The organism is Desulfonema magnum (genome assembly GCF_017377395.1).
In the GTDB taxonomy this organism is placed as follows: domain Bacteria; phylum Desulfobacterota; class Desulfobacteria; order Desulfobacterales; family 4be13; genus Desulfonema_C; species Desulfonema_C magnum.
Window position 1 is genome coordinate 5043790 of record NZ_CP061800.1, and the last position, 19532, is coordinate 5063321.

Sequence of the window (19532 nt, forward strand, 5' to 3'; positions counted from 1 at the left end):
CTTTCTCAGCCTCGTGCATGACCGCAATGATGCTGACGAATCGGACCGCCGGAAACCTGCGAGGTTTTCAAAACCTCGGAAGTCTTTCACCCGTCAGCATCATTGCGGTCACACAGAAAGTCTGATTGTCTTTTTTTTATTGTTTTCATCAATAATGTTATAAACAAATGTGTTTGCTTTGCGACATTGGGATTCAACAGGGGTCGGGAAGGTGTTTTTTCGCTGTTTCATACTTTCATCGGCGGTTCTGTCCTGCGGATCATGACGGATTATTTTATCAAGAATATCACCGACAACTCTGTCAATAACTGCCTGCTGTCTTTCTCCCACAGATATGTTGTCCTGAGCTGCCAGATCACTTTGATTCAGCGACTCTGAAAGCTTTTTTTGTATGAGTTGCTTTGTGTAAACTTTCAAAACATTATGTATTCTGTAAGCGGGAATTTGCATAATATATCCTAATAAATTTTGCGTGGCTGTCAAATGCGATTTCCGGAAGTTCATGGGAATGGAAATACGCTACGTCTGAAGCATCATCTCCGGCAATAAGCGTTCCAAAAGACGGGCTGACGCTGTAGCCAAGCATAAGTATGGTATCGTACAGGGCGCTGGGAGCTGAAACAACCCCGAGCAGGCTGGAAATCTCGCCTGAAAGCCCTGTTTCCTCTTTCAACTCTCTTAATGCGGATTCTTCCGGAGTCTCTCCGAGTTCCATGAATCCCCCGGGCAGGCACCAGTATCCCTTTTTGGGATCAACACTTCGTTTTACGAGAAGAACCCGGTCTTTGTTATCAGGCACAACAAGGCATGTGGCCGGGGTCGGATTTTCATAAATGGGCATATTGCAATGATTGCAGAAAAGGCGCACTCTCCCTTCCCATAATTTTTCAATCAGATGCCCTGAACAAAAATGACAATATTTTTTTTTCATTGTGACGGGTGTTAGGTGTTAGGTGTTAGGTGTTAGGTGTCAGGTGTTAAGTGTTCGCGGGACGGGGTTCTTGTAACCCCGTCCGAAATGTTTTAGCACACCCGGAAACGAGAGGGAGAGCATTTAATCATCAAAATCGCCCTCTGCCCCTTTGTCACTGACAATTGAGGCAGCCCGTTCCACGATTTTTTCAGGTGTCCATTCATCAGGATTTTCGATTCGTTCTGCTTTGGGACCCGGATCATAAGACCCTGTTTTAAGAATTGTTTCAATGGCAATGGGAGCGGTGTCCTGAGCATTAAGGACATTTACCAGCATGTTGTAAACAAAGTCTTCCACTCGTGTCACCATCCGTTCTCTGATCTCTTTGGGCTGTCCCAGGAGTTTGTTTTCAAAAGGCAGGCTGAGTTTTTTGTAATTTCCGCGTTTAAGCCCCTTTTCTTTGGCATGGGCCGTCATTTCAGCCCACAGGGTTTCTGTTACCCCTGCGTCTTTGACCTTGATAAAATTGCCATCTTTATTAAGCTGGGCATTTCCATAGTCATTCACCTCAAGCCCCCATGAGATCATCTGGAGGGCCGTTGCGACATTGGCTTTGGTGGTTCTGGTTTTTGCGACAATTTCTTTCAGCCTGTCCGAGCTGTTCCCGGATGTGCCATGCTGTGCCCCGGAAACATTGTATTTTGCCAAAGCCTCATGAATTTCTTTTGTCAGTTCAACCTGTATCCCCTGGCCACTGGCCTCAATGCCGTGGGTGGTTCCGTTGTTCAGGGCAATCCAGTTCGGAAAGATATTATGAGCGTTCAGTCCCTGAATCAGGAATAATGCCTCTTCCACGGTTGAAAGCCCTTCTTTGCCTTTGATTTCACCAACTTCAGTTTCATATCCGGCCCATTTCGGGACAAAAGGACATAATTCCAGGCTTGCGAGCAGATTCTTGTCATCCGGCATGTGAGATGCGTCAATGGCAATGGATGTCATGCCCGCGTCAAACAGGGTCGGAATTTCAGTCTTTGCAGCTTCTATGTCTGTTTCATTTTTGATGCCGTAATGATCCGCGTGAATAGCCACGGGAATGGTGATATTCAGCTCATTGCATATGGCGTCCACCTGCCGGGCGATATTCCAGTAATTGACCGCGCAATAGGCATTGGCCCCGCCTTCTGACTTGGCAATTTCTATGATGATAACGGAATTTGCCCGCTGGGCCGCTTTCAAAGCACCCCGGATAACCATATGATTTCTGCCGTTGGCGGCCATTGAAACGGCATTGCCTTTCCGGAGCATGGCAAGGTCTATGTATTTTCCGCTGACGATCAATGCTTTTGAATTCGGGAAAAGTTTTGCCACATTGGGCGGACGGCCTGTTTCAATGGCCTTTTCAAAGTCTGTCATTGCTTTTGCCTCCTTCTGCTATAAAATTATTATAATTTTCTGATCTGACCTCATCAAGAATTTTAAGTATCTCTTCCTTGTGCGATAACGGCGCTCTGATTTCGCCCCACCCTTTTTGAAACTGAAACAATCCGTCATAAGCAGTGTCATGGTATGACCGGATCAGGTGGGGAATGTTTTCCTCTTCCAGAACAGCCCCCGTCACCTGGGCTTCTATTGTACTTTCCAGAATTGCAACTTTGATAAATTCCTTTTGTTTATCTGTGTCGTTCATATCACAATCCTTTTTTTACCGTGAAAATAAGTACCTGTGCAAAAGTTTTTTATATTTGCCCGGGAAGAAACCCGGCTTTTCTCCCGGAATGACCCGCTGCCCGTAAAGGAAAAACCCGGGTTTCTCCGCGGTTCGCAGAAAAAAAGATATATAAAAAACTTTTGCACAGGTACTGGGGTGATGAAAATGTTTCCAAGGCTCTGAAAAAGCTGATCCTGTTTTTGTTCCCCTCATTTTTTAACTGCCTGATTTTTAAGTCATAAAAAATTTGCGGAATAAAAATGGGATCGCAATTGTCAGCCCGGTTTGTGACATTTTCATCACCCCACACAGGTACTTATATTCTGAAAAGCCGGGTTTTTTATCTGAAAATACTGTCATAACCGGGGGCGAAAAACCCGGGTTTTTCATGAGCGTTTATTCTGCTGATAATTGACGATTGTTTTTTTCAATCCTTTAGAGATTTCCCCAAAAATAAAATACCCGGAACGCAGGGTGGGCAGAGCGAAGCGCAACCCACCCTGCATTTTTTGTATCGGGTATATTATTTATTTCGAGTTCCCTTATGACAATGGTTCGGACATTTTTTGTAACCTATTGTTTTTACAGAGTTCTAATATTCTGTTCCTGGAAAATAAAGACCTTTGATTTCAAAAGGTTATAATTTTACACGCCCTTAATTTGTAAAAACTGTCCGAAGTATTGTTATGAATAGGGACAAAATAATTTTCTCGCACAAGTTCACTTCGATAAATCCGAACCAGGCCCGAATTTGTCAACCCGGCGGAAGCAGAAATGAGAAAGTTGCCTAACCGCTATGCCCTTAATATCTGACATTCATCAGAAATAATCCCTGAGGCGGTGCGGTAGGGCCTGCCTGATCCCGATCTTTTGAAAGAAGAATATCTTTAAAATCATCCGGCGTTATTTTGTCATGACCCACATCCGCAAGCGTTCCCACAATGTTACGCACCATAAATTTTAAAAATCCGTTGGCTTCAATTTCAAATAACAGATATCCGTCATCCTGTTCAACAAGATTTGCATTCAAAATACATCTTGTTGTATGAGAACGGGGACTGCCGGCCCCTTCAAATGCTTTAAAATCATGCGTTCCGATGATATGAAGAATGGCAGACCGCATGGCACTGATATTCAGCTTTTTTCGTATGAACCAGACATACTGCCGGCTGACTGCCGCGGGAATCAGACGATTTAATATTTTGTAATTATATGTTTTACTTTTTGCATCATACCGGGCGTGAAATGTTTCATCTGCCTGAGTGCATTCCCTGATGACAATATCCCTGTCAGTAAGGCTGTTCAGTCCTTTTTGGAAAACATCAGGAGTAAGTTTGGTATTGCAATGAAAATTTGCCACCTGACCCAGCGCGTGTACGCCGGCATCTGTTCTGCCGGACCCGGTGAGCGTCACCTTTTTTCCCGTCATGGTCATCAGCGCTTTCTCAATTTCTTCCTGAACAGTACGGTCATTTTTCTGTCTCTGCCAGCCGTGGTAGGCGGTTCCGTCGTATTCTATTGTAAGCTTAAAATTTGTCATTTGTGATTTGTGATTTCAGTACCGTCAAAATTTACAGCCTGTTACATGGAATATTTGCCAGTGCCTCCTCAAACATCTCATCCATCAAATCAGTAAATTTCTCCAAAGGATATTCTTTGTTGCATGACCTGCAATATAAATTTACCTGCTGCCAGGTTCTTTTCACAAATAACTGTCCGCCGCATTTTAAAGGCACGGGTTCAGTTTAGTGGGAATTCCTGTAAAATCAGATAGTTGATGACACCTCCGGTTTTCCGAAAATTCGCTGTGTTTTCAGAGGGGTTCAGGCGATTTTCCCGGAAAATCCCATTGAACTGAACCAGTGCCAATAATTGAGAATTAAAAATATTCATTTTTCAGTTTTCATCCTACAATTCTCAATTCTTAATTTTCAATTTTCAATTCTCAATTATCGTATCTAATTCTGTTTCTACTTCCTGACCGTCATTTCTCCGAATCGCGATGCGGTTGCAGATAACATTATGACGGATCACCTTTCCCTCTCCCGCGGAAGTTTTTACCATCTTGCCGATTTGGGGAAAATTCTGCTTTAAGACTTGGTATGTCTCATTCTCAAACGTAAGACAGCACATCAGCCTGCCGCACAGACCGGAAATTTTAGTGGGGTTTAAGGACAGATTCTGTTCTTTTGCCATGCGTATGGAAACGGGGTCGAATTTTTCTATGAATGTTGAGCAGCAAAGTTCCCGCCCGCATCTTCCGATTCCTCCGCACATTTTAGCCTGATTGCGCACGCCCACCTGGCGCATTTCTATCCGGGTATGGAATTCATTGACAAGAATTTTTACAAGTTCCCGAAAATCAACACGCCCCTCGGCAGTGAAAAAGAATGTTAATTTGCCTGCGTCAAAGGTACTTTCAACGGTAAAAAGATTCATTTCAAGGTTAAGTTCTCTGATATATTTCAGGCAAAACTCATAGGCAGCTTTTTCAGTTTCAAAATTTTTTTCTCTCTGTTCAAAGTCTTTTTCGGTTGCCAGGCGAAACACTTTTTTATAGACACGGGGTTCTGACTGGTGCTTTTGTTCATCATATGGCTGAGGAGGAACTGTGACTCTCCCAAAACCCAGCCCCTGCTCAGTTTCCACAATCACAGGGTCTCCCTGGTTCAGTACAAAGACGCCCGCGTCAAAATCATAAACCTTGCCCGCAGGTTTGAATCTGATACCAACTATTTTTGTCATCAATTCACTTTTTCTATAAAAAAAAATTGTTTTAATTATAAGGGATTTTAAGTGCTGAATCCCATAAATAATGTCCGGGCGGAATAAAGAACAGTCTTATGTGATCCGACCTGTTGGCTTTGCCACGAAGACACAAAGACACGAAGAAAACACAAAGAAACTTCGTGAGACTTCGTGCCTTTGTGGCAAATATGACTTAAGTACCTGATCAAAAGTTTTTTATACATCTTTTTTTTCTGTGAACGGCGGAGAAACCCGGCTTTTTTCTTCAGGGCCGGCGAATCATATTCCGGGAAAAAGCCGGGTTTCTTCCCCGGGCAAATATCGAAAACTTATGGTTAGGTACTTATCTGATCCTGCACGGCCGCGGGCCGAGTCATGCGGAACAAATTGGCAGTCTGTCCGGGCGCAGTTTGAAAAATTGTGCCGCGACCCGGACATTATTTATGGGATCAGGTACTCAGCCTGATGCGTATGGGTTGCAAACCCCGTCCCGCTAATATTGTCAAAGCATCTGAACCACGGATTTGCACGGATTGCACGAATTTCACAGATTTTTTCAATCTGTGAATTCTGTGAAATCTGTATTAATCCGTGGTTCGGACTTTGCCAAAAACGAAACCTTATTCTGCAAGTTTCATCGCCAAAACCTCCAAAGTCAGCCTTAAATTGGCATTTGACCGGAGTGATTTCTGCGCTGTCTGAATTGCTTTTATTTTTGAAAGCAAGGATGCCACTGTTATCTGCCGAGAGGCATGTTGAATGCTGTTTGTCAAGTCTCTGTTAATCACTTTTTCAGGATCAATCCCCTGACCAGCCTCAAGGGCAAGCCGGCAGAGAATCACATCTCTCAGCCAGGTTTTCATGACTTCCAGTAAATCCGGAAGAATATCTTTACTTTTTAACAATCTTTCTGCAAAAGCAAAAACACGGACCCCGGGGAACGGTTTCAGACCGTTCCCCGCGATGGCTTCAAGCTCATGAATCAGCCAGTTCCTTTGATTTATCCAGTTTGAACGGCTCATGGAAATCGCTCTGGAATAACTCCCGTTTGCCAGCGTTGCAATGACCATGGCATCCTCCGACCCGAGGTTCTGCTTTTCAATCAGCAGTGTTCTGAGTTCTTCCCGGGGGACCGGATCAAACCGCATCAGCTGGCATCGGGACACAATCGTAGGAAGCAGATCAGATGTCTGGGTGGCAGTCAGTATCAGCACCGTGCGATCCGGAGGCTCTTCCAGCACTTTGAGAAGCGCGTTTCCTGCCTCAGCATTCATCGTATGGGCATTGGCGATAATCACCACACGCGTCCTGGCCTCATAAGGTTTCATACCCAGGGTATGACAAACTTCTCGGATCTGTCCGATCCTGATAAAAACACCGGACGGTTCAATCAGGGTGATATCCGGATGATTACCGGATCGGATTTTTTTGCATGATCTGCAATTGCACTTATCCGTTGTCAGAGAATAACTGTCAGTATCCTCATCTCTCTGCTTACTGACAACCGACAACTGACTGCAATTACAGGCCATGGCAAAGGCCATGGCCGCGGTGCGTTTGCCTACGCCCTCAATCCCGGTAAAAAGAAGCGCATGAGGAATGGCATCTTTTTGAAGAAAGGTGATTAACCGTTTATATGCTTTATGATGGCTCATCCTGATCATTAAAAATTCAAAATCCGAAACAAATCCGAATATCAGACGCTCAGAACAAAGCATAAAGGACCGTCTGTTTCGGATTTTGAATTTTTATCATCCCCGGATTTTCACAAGGGAATTATTTGAATTCGTTCTGGATTTCAAATTGTTACCTAATAATCTACCCGTTCTTTCAATTCTTTTCCGCATTTGAAAAACGGTAGCTTTTTCGGGGTGATGACAACTTTTTCCCCGGTTTTCGGATTTCTGCCAATATAGCTTTTGTAATCTTTGACGAAAAAACTGCACAGGCCGCGAATCTCAACACGTTCTCCCTCAGACAGGGCCTCTGCCATGTTACCGAAAAAAATTTCAACAACTTTTGCTGCCTCTGCTTTTGAAATATTTGCTTCATTTTTCAAGGTGGCGATAAGCTCCAGCTTGTTCATATATATTACTCCTTCCCATAATAATTTGGTGGACATTGAATTGTCTGAAAATCATGTTAAATATAATTTGATAAAAAGTCAAGCTCTTATGATGTTTTTTCGGGTAATATTTCAATATCCTCTTCATTTACTTCCACAGATGCGAACTGTCCCAGGGCACTGATATTAATAACCACACGGTTTATTCCCTTATATCGGACAAAAATTCCGGTCATTCCTGAAAAGGGGCCGCCAACGACCATGACCCTGTCACCTTCCTGAAGCTGATAACCGGTGATCACCTCTTTATTTGCTACAACCATAATCTTCAGGGATTCTATATCCTCTGACGGAACAGCAACCGGTCCCCGGGCATTCCCAATCAGACTCACCGCCCCGGTTGTCTTAACAATTTCAAGGTGTTCATAAGGGTTAAGATCTGTTTTTACAAATAGATATCCAGGAAAAAGAGGAATCTGTATTATTTTTTTTCTGTCACGCCGTTTGCTCGGTACCTGAATTTTCGGAAGAAAGACCTCTATTGATTTTCCCATAAGCCTTTCATTCACCACATTCTCAAACCTGCTTTTGGTATGAAGGGCATACCACGCGCGAATAAGCGTATCCTTTGTCATTTGATACTCCCGATTTCTCCCAGTCCGTAAAGGGTTATCATAAACGCATATTTATGCTCATCTGTCTCATTTGTATGGCGTAATTCTGCTGACCAGCACTGGGCATTGTATAAAATTCCCAGGCAGTTTCTTAATTCTTTTCTGTCGTATATGTTACGCTCATAATCGGCATATGCGGAAATGCTGTCAGACAGTTTTACCATAATATCAGCGTAAACGGATTCATGGGCATCCTGTGTATATCTGTGCGCCACAGACAGACGGTCCCCGCGTTCATCCCACAGGTTTATCGAAACATTACGCGATTGAAAATCATTTTCATAGACACACCATTCTGCATCTGCCTCCAGAGATACAAAACGACCCGGAACCAGCTCAATTTCAGCGGAAATCGGGGAAAACGGACGTTTTTCCTTCTGGTTTTTCCATTCTGCCGGATCTGTTTCATTTGCTTCGTTTATATCATAACTTTGTTCCAATTTGAAACGAAAGTAATTCGTGAACAGCGGGCAGTGATCAGTGATCAGCTGGTTACGGTTCGCCGGCAACGGTTCATCGGTAACGGATAATGCTTTACTGACAACTGTATTTGTAATTGAGCAGGTGATCAAGTTCTTTTTTTTAATTCGGTCTGAGTCATCAATGTTCGGATACTTACGCTGCTTTGAATGCGGTATGTATTCATAAACAATCTGAGGCGATATCGTGTGTTTTATCTGACCGGCATTTTTCCCTCTGAGACTGTAATTTTTAAAGACCTTGGTATAAAGTTCCAATTTTATGTCATATAGTTCCCGGTTGAGAAAGTTGTCTTTTTCCGCGGAGTTCCCGAATAAAACCGGATGGTTTTCTGCTTCATCAACATACCAGATGGTTTCCCGCAGCCCCACAGAGGGTTCAGCAGTGAAATAATTTTTAAACCGGTATGGCAGCGAAAATCTCGGCCAGACATCTGCCCGATGGGTTTTTGCACCTTCCTCACCATAGAAATAGGTGTATTCGGAATCAAGTTGCCAATAAAACGGCGTGTCCGAGATTTGTTGTTTTAAAGAATCAAATCGGATAAATGGCAGCTTATGCAATGGGTTATCCGGGAATGCCCCCCCTGGGGCATTCTCTTCCATAGCATTATCATACCAACGCGCACCCAGGTTCAGACTGTAGTCGGACCAGATTTTGTTCAGACTGAAACTGCTGACCCTTACCGGGTCATTATAATCATCCAGTTCTCTGCCGAAAGTTTTGTTAAAATATGCTTCTGTTTTTTCAAATCCGGTGTATCCGTCCTTGAAATCGTGAAGATAATCCTGATCGCTGACAACATCAATATCAAGCTTTGCGGAAAAACCAAATGGCATTTTCTGATCATGCTTCATCCTGAACCAGTAACGATCCGAGTTTCCGGCTTCAAATGTCCTGTCATCAAGAAAATCAAACATCAGGGTTCCCTTTGACTGGTCATCCAAAACATATCGGTATTCCGACCCAATTTTATTACCCCGCTTTTCCATATAATTAAAATACAAGGTCGCGTCCGAACTGTCATTAACAGCCCAGTAAAAAGGCTGCTGATATTCCAAGCCTTTCCGATCCGAATACCCTGTTTCCGGGATAAGCAGGCCGGACTGTCGCTTCTGCTTTACAGGAAAAACAAAAAACGGCACATACATCACAGGTATGTCTTTTGCCCACAGGGCCGCATGTTTTACAACAGCGTAACCTTCTATGGTGACTTTAAGATTTTTTCCCGTGATTTTCCATGCCGGGATATCACCGTCACACGCGGATATGCTGGCCTTGTCTGCTGTGTAGGTGTTTTTATCTGTTTTTTGTATTTTGCTGCCTTTGATATAAAAATGATTTTCTTTCAGGAAGACAGCCCCGTCATATATTGTACCGGTTTCAGTATTCAGATCCATTTCAATGCCGGTTCCGGTCAGGATATCCTCCCCTGCTGTCATGACCACATGACCCTTTGCAGATATGTTCATGGCCTTATAATCAAACCGGATAATATCCGCATTAAGTGTTTTATCATCTTTGGTGATGGATACATTTCCCTTTGCAACATACTGATCTGCTTCCTGATCATATTCCACTTCATCTGCTGAAATGTGCCACGGGGTATTCGGGTCATTACGGAACAGCAGACTGTCAGTCTCTGGAAAAGCATGAACACCGACTCCGGAAAAAACAAAGGCAATTAATCCGAAAATACCAATATAATATGCTGTCTTTTTGATAAAAATCCTATATCGTAAATATTGTTGCATAATAACATCTTGAACATAATTTAAATTTGAGTTATAAAGACAACTTAATTTGAAAAAGTCAAGATTTAGTTGCAATATAATCATTTGAATGTAAGGGAATACCCAATAAATAATCTGCCCGTTTTACAAAATGCAGGGCAGGATATATTATTTTTGGGGACATCCCTGACCTGAAACAGATTTGGAATTAGGTGTCATCCGATTATGAACATATTTTTAACAAACGACGATGGTATTTATGCAGAGGGGCTGCACGCCCTTTATAAAAGGTTTTCCCAAAAACACACGGTCACTGTTATTGCTCCGGATCGTGAACAAAGCGCGGAGAGTCATGGCATCACCCTGAATGAGCCGCTTCGCGTCACCAAGGCCAGACTGTGTGACGAATATACAGGATATGCTGTAAACGGAACCCCGGTGGATTGTGTCAAACTGGGGTTTAAGGAAATAGCTGAGGCTAAACCGGATATGGTGATATCAGGAATTAATTCCGGGGCAAACGTGGGAACCAATATTAATTATTCAGGCACAGTGGCCGCGGCCAGAGAGGCTGCCCTTTACGGAGTGACGGCAATCGCTGTTTCCATGCATGGATACGAAGGGAACCATTACAAAGATGCTGCGCTTTTTGTGGAGACACTGACAGATCATCTGGCTGAAAAAGGTCTGCCTTTTGGAACATGCCTTAACGTAAATATTCCTGATATTGCCAAGGAAAAGATCGCGGGGGTTCGGATCGTCAGGCAGGATATCGCGCTGCTTACGGAATATTTTGAAAAGCGGCTTGATCCCCGAAACAAGGCTTACTATTGGCTGACAGGTACTACCCGGAGTTTCGAAGAAGATGCTGATGTGGACGGTGCGGCTTTGTTCCGGAATTACATTTCCGTAACCCCTATTCAGTCTGATCTGACAGATTACAACACGCTTGAAGAACTCAAAGGGTGGAATATATAAAATAGCTGATCACAGTGAGTTGGTGATATGAAACCTCCGAGGTTTTTAAAACCTCGGAGGTTTTTCACAGGCTGAATTCGTGCGGTCAGACTGCTGACAATAACAGGGAAGCGCACGAACAGATTGTATTCATTCTTGAAAATCTCCCTGACACCTAACACCTAACACCTAATTATGCTAAATAATATTAACGAATTTGTTCTGATTATCGTTCCCCTGCTTTTTGCAGTGACCATCCATGAGGTGGCGCACGGCTATGTGGCATACAGAATGGGGGACAGCACTGCCAAAATGGCAGGAAGGCTCTCTTTAAATCCTGTCAGACACCTTGACCCTGTGGGATCATTTTTTCTGCCGATCATACTGTATTTCTCAGGCTCCCCCTTTCTTTTCGGGTATGCCAAACCTGTGCCGGTGAATTTTGCCAATCTTTATGATTATCGGAGGGGTACTATTTTTGTCGGGGCAGCAGGGGTTGTGGCAAATCTGATTTGTGCAGTTCTTTCAGGTTTGCTCTTTCAATTTCTGATTTACGCTGCATCGTTATGGCATGGTTCATTTTTACAGTCTCTTGTGATACCGTTTTTAAATATGCTGAACTACAGTGTGATTATTAATCTGGTTCTGGCTGTTTTTAATATGATACCGATTCCACCTTTGGACGGAAGCCGCATACTTGCCATGTTTCTGCCCGAATCGTTAAGAATACCGTTTCAGCGCATTGAACGATATGGCATGATTATTATAATTTTGTTGCTGATGACAAAATCACTTGGTAAGATTATTTTTTTTTTTGTAACCCCGTTGTGTAATTTATTACTTGGAACTTAATGCATGTTTGAAACGTCCCGCAGGGACGGCATATTTGTAGCAGATAAGAGACACAGTGTTCCGAGTCCCGTAGGGGCGGCATATTTGTAACAATTTTTAAACACATTTTTAGGAAAACATGGTTGAAATTTTGGATTCATTCGATGAAATTCAGATGTTATCACACACCAAACCATGAAAAAATAATAAAAATTACAGGAGAACTTTAATGAGTAAAAAGAAACGAATATTAAGCGGCATGCGTCCCACAGGCCCCCTTCATCTTGGAAACCTGCAAGGCGCCCTTGCAAACTGGGTAACCATGCAGGATGACTATGAATGCTTTTTTTTTATTGCGGACTGGCATGCCTTAACCACGGATTATGAAAATACCGATTCTGTTTCAGATTATGTAAAAAATGTTATGCTTGACTGGCTGAGTGCAGGGCTTTCGCCGGAAAAAAGCACGCTTTTTGTGCAGTCCCACATCAAAGAACATGCGGAACTCTTTCTGCTTCTTTCCATGATAACACCTGTGCCATGGCTTGAACGTAATCCCACCTATAAAGATCAGATAGTCCAGCTGAACAACAAAGACCTTTCAACATTCGGTTTCCTGGGATATCCTGTGCTTCAGGCCGCGGATATTATTATGTACAAAGCAGATGGTGTGCCGGTGGGGATGGATCAGATTCCCCATGTGGAACTTACACGGGAAATTGCCAGAAGATTTAATCATTTTTACGGAAAAGTCTTTCCCGAACCTGATGCCATTTTAACCAAAACTTCAAAAATACTCGGTCTGGACCGCCGTAAGATGAGCAAAAGCTATAATAACGCCATTTTTCTGTCTGACACTGTGGAAGACATAGCCGCCAAAGTCTCACAGATGATTACGGATCCCCAGCGCGCGAGGAAAAGCGATCCCGGGAATCCGGATGTATGTAATGTATTTGATTTTCATAACCTTTACAGCAGCCCGGAAACTGTGGCTGAAATCAATGAGCAATGTCGCGCCGCCCAGATCGGATGTGTTGAATGCAAGAAAATAATGGGACAGCATCTTATCAGCGCGCTTGAACCTGTTCGTGAAAAGAGAAAATATTACGAAGATAATCCTAAACTTGTTGCCGATATTATCGTAACCGGCGGCAGCAAAGCAAGGAGCGTGGCTCAACAGACCATGGAAGAAGTTCGGTCAGCAATGAAAATATAAGCAAAAACCCGGTTTCTTCATGGATTATGTCAAGCGAACGCTACGAAGTAAAACTGATGAATATCTTTGAAGGTCCCATGGACCTTCTGGTTTACCTTATCAAAAAAAATGAGGTGGATATTTATGATATTCCCATTGCTGTGATAACAGACCAGTATCTCGGATATTTGGAATGGATGAAGGCGATGAATGTTGATTTTGCCGGGGATTTTATCGTAATGGCAGCCACGCTGACCCATATAAAGTCAAAAATGCTGCTTCCTGTTCATAAAGACCAGGAGGATGAAGAAGACCCCCGGCTTGAGATCACAAGGCCCATTATAGAATATCTTCAGATGAAGTCTGTTGCCGAACAGCTGGCTGAAAGAAATCTTTTAGGAGAGGATGTTTTTCTCAGGCGTCCTGCAAAAGAAGAATTTCTGGTAAACCGGGAATACGACGAATTGATAAAAATTGATTTGTTTGAGCTGGTTGATGCATTTCACAGAATCCTTGAAAATATGCCCGGTGATCACAAAGTGGATTTCAGCAGTGACAGGATTTCCATAAAAGATAAAATATCTGAAGTTGTTGATATTCTTGAAAAAAATGGGAGCGAGACATTCGACAGGCTGTTCCCTGCAAATGCAGATAAGGGCGAGGTTATTATCACATTTCTTGCCATATTGGAAATGGCGAAACTTTCCCTGATTCGGATTACTCAGCATGTTCAGACGGGTATTATCAGAGTGTTTTATTTATGATCATAAGAAGTTATTTGGTTCGGACTGGCAAATCGGACGGATTATCTCGTTATCTCGTTTCCACGCTTTGCGTCACTGCCATTAAGTTAAGACTCATCCGGGGTGGCAAAAAGAGTTTCCGGCAGGGATGCGAAAAATAATTTTCGCACTCCGGAAGCTTAACTTAATGGCAGTGAGGCTTTGCGTGGGAATGCAGGGCGGACGCTTCGCGTCCTGATTGTGCCTGCTGTCCGGGACGCGAAGCGTGGAAACGAGAATGTGTGTGAAATTTCCATCGGCTGATTTATAACAATTAACCTATTTAAAAAACCTGAATGACGGACGATATAAAAAACATCATTGAGAGTTTGCTGTTTGTTTCAGAAACTCCGCTGACCATTGACCACATTAAGAAAATAATCACCTTTGCAGATACAAAAAAAATCCGAAATGCACTTATGATGCTTTTGAAAGAACATGAGGCCCGTAAAGGCGGTTTTTTTTTGCGTGAAGTTGCCGGTGGCTATCAGTTCCGCACCCGGCCTGAATATACAGAATGGATCAGACAATTAATGCGGCCGGCCCCGGCCCGTATCAGCAAGGCAGCGCTGGAAACCCTGGCAATTATTGCTTACAAGCAACCGATCATACGCAACGACATTGAACGTATCAGAGGTGTTGATTCCGGGGGAGTGATCCGTATGTTGCTTGAACGAAAGCTTATCCGAATTCTGGGACGCAAGGAAATTCCGGGCCGTCCTTTAATCTATGCAACGACAAAGCAGTTTCTGGAAGCATTTGAATTGAAAGATTTAAAGGATCTTCCCACTCCGAAAGAAATTGACGATCTCGGGAAGCCTTCTTCAGAAAATATAATGGTTCAGAAGCCTCTGAACAGTTTGGAACCATCTGATTCTGAAAATTCGACAATCCAGGAGTCTTCCGACCTTTTGGAACCATCTGATCATAAAGAAGAAAACCCGGATGTGCCTGAAAAGTCGCCTGCTGAAAATTCGATGATTCAGGAGTCTTCCGACCTTTTGGAACCATCTGATCATAAAGAAGAAAACCCGGATGTGCCTGAAAAGTCGCCTGCTGAAAATTCGATGACTCAGGAGTCTTCCGACCTTTTGGAACCATCTGATCATAAAGAAAAAAATCCGGATATGCCTGAAAAGTCGTCCGCTGAAAATTCGATGACTCAGGAGTCTTCCGACCTTTTGGAACCATCTGATCATAAACAAGAAAATCCGGATGTGCCTGAAAAGTCGTCTGCTGAAAATTCGACAATTCAGGAGTCTTTGGACATTTTGAAAATTTCCGATCATGAAAAAGAAAAAACAGATGCGCCTGAAAATTTATCTTCAAAAAATGAAAAAATTCAAGAGTCTTTGAACGATTTGGATAATTTTGATCATCATGAAGAAAAAAATACTTGACGCAGATCAGATTATCCGCTATATAAGTCCGATAATTCACGAGGGCGATTAACTCAGTGGGAGAGTGCTACCTTCACACGGTAGAAGTCACTGGTTCAAATCCAGTATCGCCTACCATAAAAAATAAGGGGTTACAGTTGAGACTGTATCCCCTTTTTTGTTTTTTGTGGCCATTATGAGACTCGTTCCTTTGTCACCTCCGCAAAGCTGGAATTTTATTATCCGGTATAAAACCCTTTTTGCCAGTTGCTCCCCTTCAGCCTAATACACCACTTTGTAAATTCGTTACCCCCTCTCAGGGAGCTGACAGGCTGATTTTACATCAGCCTTGCCAAATTTACAAAGTATATCAAAGATTTATGAAGCGGTGTATTAATCTGTCGCCACCAAGTTGTCCGGAATTTTGTCAAGAACTCAAAAAAATGAGATAACTATCTGAAATATTTTATCTGATGATCGGCAAATCAGGCCGGAAGCCCAGTCATGTCGGACAGCGGCACATTTTATCCCCCTCCTTTCAGGCTCAATACTGTTGACTTAGGCGTAAGCGGGTTTTCCGGTGTTTTCTCCGGAGTGCGAAAAATGCTTTTTCGCATGCGCAAAAATATAATTTTTGCACTCCGGATCTGTTCGGAACTGCCTGAGTCGGCAGCATTGCCTTTCAGGCTCTGACTGACAGGGTTATAAAAGGCTTGAAATCGGAACTCCGAAGGGATAAGCTAGCTATAAAGGCTGGCGCTGTGAAATGTTGAGAGGTCAGGTGGATGAAATTGAAGAAGACTCATAAATTATTTTGCCGGACGGGGTTTGCAACCCCGTCCGGGATATTTTCCCCGATCACTGCCGGTGAACATTTCGGACGGGATTGCAAATCTCGTCCGGCATTCGAAAGCTGTTGTCAGAAGCTCGGTGTTTGTAACTCCGTCTGTAATATTCTTTGCGAGAGGGTAAAAATCATTCCAGAGTTTCATGGGATTGACTTGGATACAAGACAAGCCCTTTCTGACATTTTGTTCATTTTTCAGGTATGTGCAAAAAAATTAACAAGATAAAAAGTGAGCAGGGTCGCAGGGACAGATAATCAAATCAAATAATGGGAGAAACAGATGACCTTACAGGATGAAATTAAAAAAGCCAAAAAAGAGATTGTATCTGATGGTTATGATATGTCTGTTGGTGAGATTATAAGCCTCTATAAAGATGAAGAAATAATAATCAACCCTGATTTCCAACGCCTTTTCAGATGGAAAGAAGAGCAGAAAACGAAATTTATTGAATCTTTATTGCTCGGAATTCCGATTCCCCCGATTTTTGTATTTCAGAACGAAGACGGGATATGGGAACTTATTGACGGGCTTCAGCGTCTTTCCACAATCTTTGAGTTTGTTGGTATTCTTCGTCTGGCAGAGGAGAAGACTGCCTCACCGATATCTTTGGAGGGTACCAGATTTCTTCCGAGCCTTGCGGGAAAATATTGGGATTCGACATCAGATCAGGAAGACAATGGTATTGGAAAGGCAAATCAGTTTCAAATCAGGAGAGCGCGTATCCGCGTTGAAATCCTCAAAAGTGAGAGCGATCCTTTTGCCAAATATGAGCTTTTTCAGAGACTGAATACTGGCGGGACCAAATTATCAGAACAGGAAGTTCGGAACTGTATAACCGTAATGTTAAACAAAGGTTTTTATGAATGGCTGAGGGATTGCGCCAGTGACCCGGGGTTCATCACAACAGTTTCCCAAACAGAACGTGCTGCTAAAAGACAGATGCTCATGGAACTGGCCTTACGGTTTTTTATTTTTCGTAATATCCCATACAATGGCAAACTGAATGTGCGTGATTACCTTGATAATGCGCTTGTAAAGATTGCCACAGATCCTTCATTTTCAAAAAAAGATGAAGGGAGCATATTTTATCGCACCTTTGCTTTGTTTGACAGGTCCCTTGGCGAAAAAGCATTTAAACTATGGGATGGCAGCGATTTCAAAGGCAAATCTCTGATGTCTCTTTTCGAAGTTATGGCCATAGGGGTCTCCAAAAATATTGATCAGATTGAACAGATGACTCAGGACGAACAGGACGAATTCATCAGAGAAAAATCCAAAGCGCTTCTGGATAATAAGACTTTCCAGAAATACAAGACAAATGTCAGCGGATCAGCACGTCTGGCTCATCTCCTGCCCATTGCCGAAGCCTTCTTAAAGCCATGAACAAAATCAGAACATTAAATCAGTTGCGGGATTTTCTTGACCGGGAATTTCTGTGGCGGTTAAAAGAAATTGCTGATTTAAAATCTTCTGTGCGTTCTTCCTCATCGTTAAGACGTAACACATTAACAAGAGCAGGGGTTCCCCTTTTATATGCACACTGGGAAGGTTTTGTCAAAAATTCATCGCTCGGATATGTCAGCTTTATTAACAGCCAAAGGCTCAGATATGAGGAGCTTGCTTCATGCTTTATTGTTTTTGGCTTAAAGGCAAAGCTGAATCAGTTGTCTTCATCAAAACAGTCCCGTCTCAACAGAGAGATTATAGAGTTTATGCTCGCTGAATTATCAGAAAAAGCTGTTCTTCAGGTGGAAAATGCTGTTGACACCGAATCAAATCTGAGTTCATCTGTTTTTGAAAACTAATGATTAAAGAACTTCAAACTTGGTGAAAGTCTCTGAGGAAATACTTATGAATAAACATGATGCACATCCGGCTAAAAATTTGAAATACATTACAGGCTGGTTCAGGAACAGACCATTCCTTATTTCACTGACAATAAGTATTGTTCCGCCATCTTTTTTTCTGTTCATCGTCCTGAACCCGACGCAGGCGACTACGGGGGCAGGCATTGTGATACTCAGTACTTTTTTGTCCATAAAAATCTACAGAGATTGCACCGGACAGGTATCGGGTTATGAGGAACTTATGGGACAAATCAGACAACGCTTATCTGCCATACAGGAAAAAACTGAAAAAGAAACACTGAACATGATCTCCATTTTACGGGAAATTGTGAATAAAACCAAAGAGGGATCAGAAGAAGCAGATGCTGTGGTGACGTATTTTTTGGGCAGAACAGACGGAAAGGAAACCTGTTTCGGTACCAGCTACATTGATCAGATGATTCAGGAAAACGAAGCAGCTCTTACAGATTCCGGTTCTGTATTCCGCACCATCGGGCAGATCAATGAAGAGTTTTTGGAAAATCTGAAAGACATGTTCGATAAAGTGGAAGCGATTCGTAAGTTTGTGTCTGAGATAAACAAAACCGCTTTTCAGACGAAAATTCTGGCCTTGAACGCAGCCATTGAGGCTGCCCGGGCAGGTGAGCATGGCCGTGGCTTTGCCGTGGTGGCCGGAGAAGTGCAAAAGCTTGCAGAACAGTCTGACAATACTGCATCGCATATCAATATCATTGTTGAAGCATCTGTGAGTACCATGGATGAACTCAGAGAAAACATAAACAAACAAATCACCCGGGGAAAAACAGAGATGAATAATACTGAGGGAAAGCTGAAAGAAAAATTTGAGCGATTCAAAAAGTCTCTGAGAGACATATCAGAAGCTATCAGTATTTTAACCCTGAATTATCATGCCATGTCACATGACATAGAAAATGCCGTGATATCTCTACAATTTCAAGATGTCATTGCCCAGGAAATAGATGATCTCAGTACTTCTATTCTGACTTTTAACAAGCAAATCGGTATGCAGAAGAACGATATAAACAGGCTGAAGTCGCTATGGTCCGATAAAATTTCCACCGTCAGAAAACCCGGGACAGATGAAGATGAGGATAATGTCGAGTTTTTTTAAAATCTCAGGAGAGGCTGAGGAAATCAGAAAACATCAAAAAATAAAATCCCCGTCAAACTATAGGCTTTAAGAAAAAAATTGTCCGGAGTGCCAAACTTGCAGTTTGGCAGAAGTGCCCATCAAAAAATAAAATCCCCGTCAAACTATAGGCTTTAAGAAAAAAATTGTCCGGAGTGCCAAACTTGCAGTTTGGCAGAAGTGCCTGGTTTCCGGGCTTCGGAAATATTGCCAAACTGCAAG

Annotated in this window: 19 protein-coding genes and 1 tRNA gene; 9 read left to right on the forward strand and 11 right to left on the reverse strand. The window is 42.8% G+C overall.

Annotated elements, in window-relative coordinates; genetic code table 11:
* Positions 1 to 108: 108 nt before the first annotated feature.
* From dnm_RS19320 to dnm_RS19365, 11 genes are all read right to left on the reverse strand, one after another.
* Complete coding sequence (locus tag dnm_RS19320) at positions 109 to 450, reverse strand: DVU0524 family FlgM-associated protein (RefSeq protein WP_207678542.1); 342 nt, start codon at positions 448 to 450, stop codon at positions 109 to 111.
* Positions 422 to 931, reverse strand: a complete 510-nt coding sequence (locus dnm_RS19325; protein WP_276571813.1) for an NUDIX hydrolase — start codon at positions 929 to 931, stop codon at positions 422 to 424. Before dnm_RS19325 ends, dnm_RS19320 begins: the two co-directional genes overlap by 29 nt.
* Positions 932 to 1054: 123 nt before the next feature.
* Positions 1055 to 2326: a class II fructose-bisphosphate aldolase gene (locus tag dnm_RS19330; protein ID WP_207678543.1), complete on the reverse strand. Its 1272-nt coding sequence runs from the start codon at positions 2324 to 2326 to the stop codon at positions 1055 to 1057.
* Positions 2313 to 2600 carry a hypothetical protein gene (locus tag dnm_RS19335; RefSeq protein WP_207678544.1) on the reverse strand — a complete coding sequence of 96 codons (288 nt, stop codon included), beginning with the start codon at positions 2598 to 2600 and terminating at the stop codon, positions 2313 to 2315. Before dnm_RS19335 ends, dnm_RS19330 begins: the two co-directional genes overlap by 14 nt.
* An 823-nt stretch (positions 2601 to 3423) precedes the next feature.
* Positions 3424 to 4161: a tRNA pseudouridine(38-40) synthase TruA gene (truA, locus tag dnm_RS19340; protein ID WP_207678545.1), complete on the reverse strand. Its 738-nt coding sequence runs from the start codon at positions 4159 to 4161 to the stop codon at positions 3424 to 3426.
* A 31-nt stretch (positions 4162 to 4192) separates the two neighbouring features.
* Positions 4193 to 4357, reverse strand: a complete 165-nt coding sequence (locus dnm_RS31335) for a dual CXXC motif small (seleno)protein (protein WP_276571814.1) — start codon at positions 4355 to 4357, stop codon at positions 4193 to 4195.
* Between the two features lie 202 nt (positions 4358 to 4559).
* Positions 4560 to 5366, reverse strand: a complete 807-nt coding sequence (locus dnm_RS19345; RefSeq protein ID WP_207678546.1) for a PSP1 domain-containing protein — start codon at positions 5364 to 5366, stop codon at positions 4560 to 4562.
* 623 nt (positions 5367 to 5989) lie between these two features.
* Positions 5990 to 7087, reverse strand: a complete 1098-nt coding sequence (gene holB, locus dnm_RS19350) for a DNA polymerase III subunit delta' (protein ID WP_207678547.1) — start codon at positions 7085 to 7087, stop codon at positions 5990 to 5992.
* 92 nt (positions 7088 to 7179) lie between these two features.
* Positions 7180 to 7455, reverse strand: coding sequence for an HU family DNA-binding protein (locus tag dnm_RS19355; RefSeq protein ID WP_207678548.1), 276 nt, complete (start codon positions 7453 to 7455; stop codon positions 7180 to 7182).
* 86 nt (positions 7456 to 7541) lie between these two features.
* A complete protein-coding gene (locus dnm_RS19360; RefSeq protein WP_207678549.1) occupies positions 7542 to 8069 on the reverse strand; it encodes a UpxY family transcription antiterminator in 528 nt (175 codons plus the stop codon).
* Entirely contained in the window at positions 8066 to 10342 is a 2277-nt protein-coding gene (locus dnm_RS19365; RefSeq protein ID WP_207678550.1) for an LPS-assembly protein LptD, read from the reverse strand. Before dnm_RS19365 ends, dnm_RS19360 begins: the two co-directional genes overlap by 4 nt.
* 204 nt (positions 10343 to 10546) lie before the next feature.
* Here dnm_RS19365 and surE point away from each other — a divergent pair, with 204 nt between their 5' ends.
* From surE to dnm_RS31340, 9 genes are all read left to right on the forward strand, one after another.
* Entirely contained in the window at positions 10547 to 11299 is a 753-nt protein-coding gene (surE, locus tag dnm_RS19370) for a 5'/3'-nucleotidase SurE (RefSeq protein ID WP_207678551.1), read from the forward strand.
* Positions 11300 to 11473: 174 nt separating this feature from the next.
* Complete coding sequence (locus dnm_RS19375; RefSeq protein ID WP_207678552.1) at positions 11474 to 12130, forward strand: site-2 protease family protein; 657 nt, start codon at positions 11474 to 11476, stop codon at positions 12128 to 12130.
* A 208-nt stretch (positions 12131 to 12338) separates the two neighbouring features.
* On the forward strand, positions 12339 to 13325 hold the full coding sequence (gene trpS, locus dnm_RS19380) for a tryptophan--tRNA ligase (protein ID WP_207678553.1): 987 nt from the start codon (positions 12339 to 12341) through the stop codon (positions 13323 to 13325).
* Positions 13326 to 13351: 26 nt separating this feature from the next.
* Complete coding sequence (locus dnm_RS19385; protein ID WP_207678554.1) at positions 13352 to 14068, forward strand: segregation and condensation protein A; 717 nt, start codon at positions 13352 to 13354, stop codon at positions 14066 to 14068.
* Between the two features lie 314 nt (positions 14069 to 14382).
* Positions 14383 to 15486: an SMC-Scp complex subunit ScpB gene (scpB, locus tag dnm_RS19390; protein WP_207678555.1), complete on the forward strand. Its 1104-nt coding sequence runs from the start codon at positions 14383 to 14385 to the stop codon at positions 15484 to 15486.
* 42 nt (positions 15487 to 15528) lie between these two features.
* Positions 15529 to 15603: transfer RNA gene (locus dnm_RS19395), tRNA-Val, on the forward strand.
* A gap of 989 nt (positions 15604 to 16592) precedes the next feature.
* Positions 16593 to 17696: a DUF262 domain-containing protein gene (locus dnm_RS19400; RefSeq protein WP_207678556.1), complete on the forward strand. Its 1104-nt coding sequence runs from the start codon at positions 16593 to 16595 to the stop codon at positions 17694 to 17696.
* Positions 17693 to 18118, forward strand: coding sequence for an MAE_28990/MAE_18760 family HEPN-like nuclease (locus tag dnm_RS19405; RefSeq protein ID WP_207678557.1), 426 nt, complete (start codon positions 17693 to 17695; stop codon positions 18116 to 18118). The genes dnm_RS19400 and dnm_RS19405 overlap by 4 nt, the downstream gene beginning before the upstream one ends.
* Before the next feature lie 46 nt (positions 18119 to 18164).
* A complete protein-coding gene (locus tag dnm_RS31340; RefSeq protein WP_207678558.1) occupies positions 18165 to 19292 on the forward strand; it encodes a methyl-accepting chemotaxis protein in 1128 nt (375 codons plus the stop codon).
* Positions 19293 to 19532 lie beyond the last annotated feature (240 nt).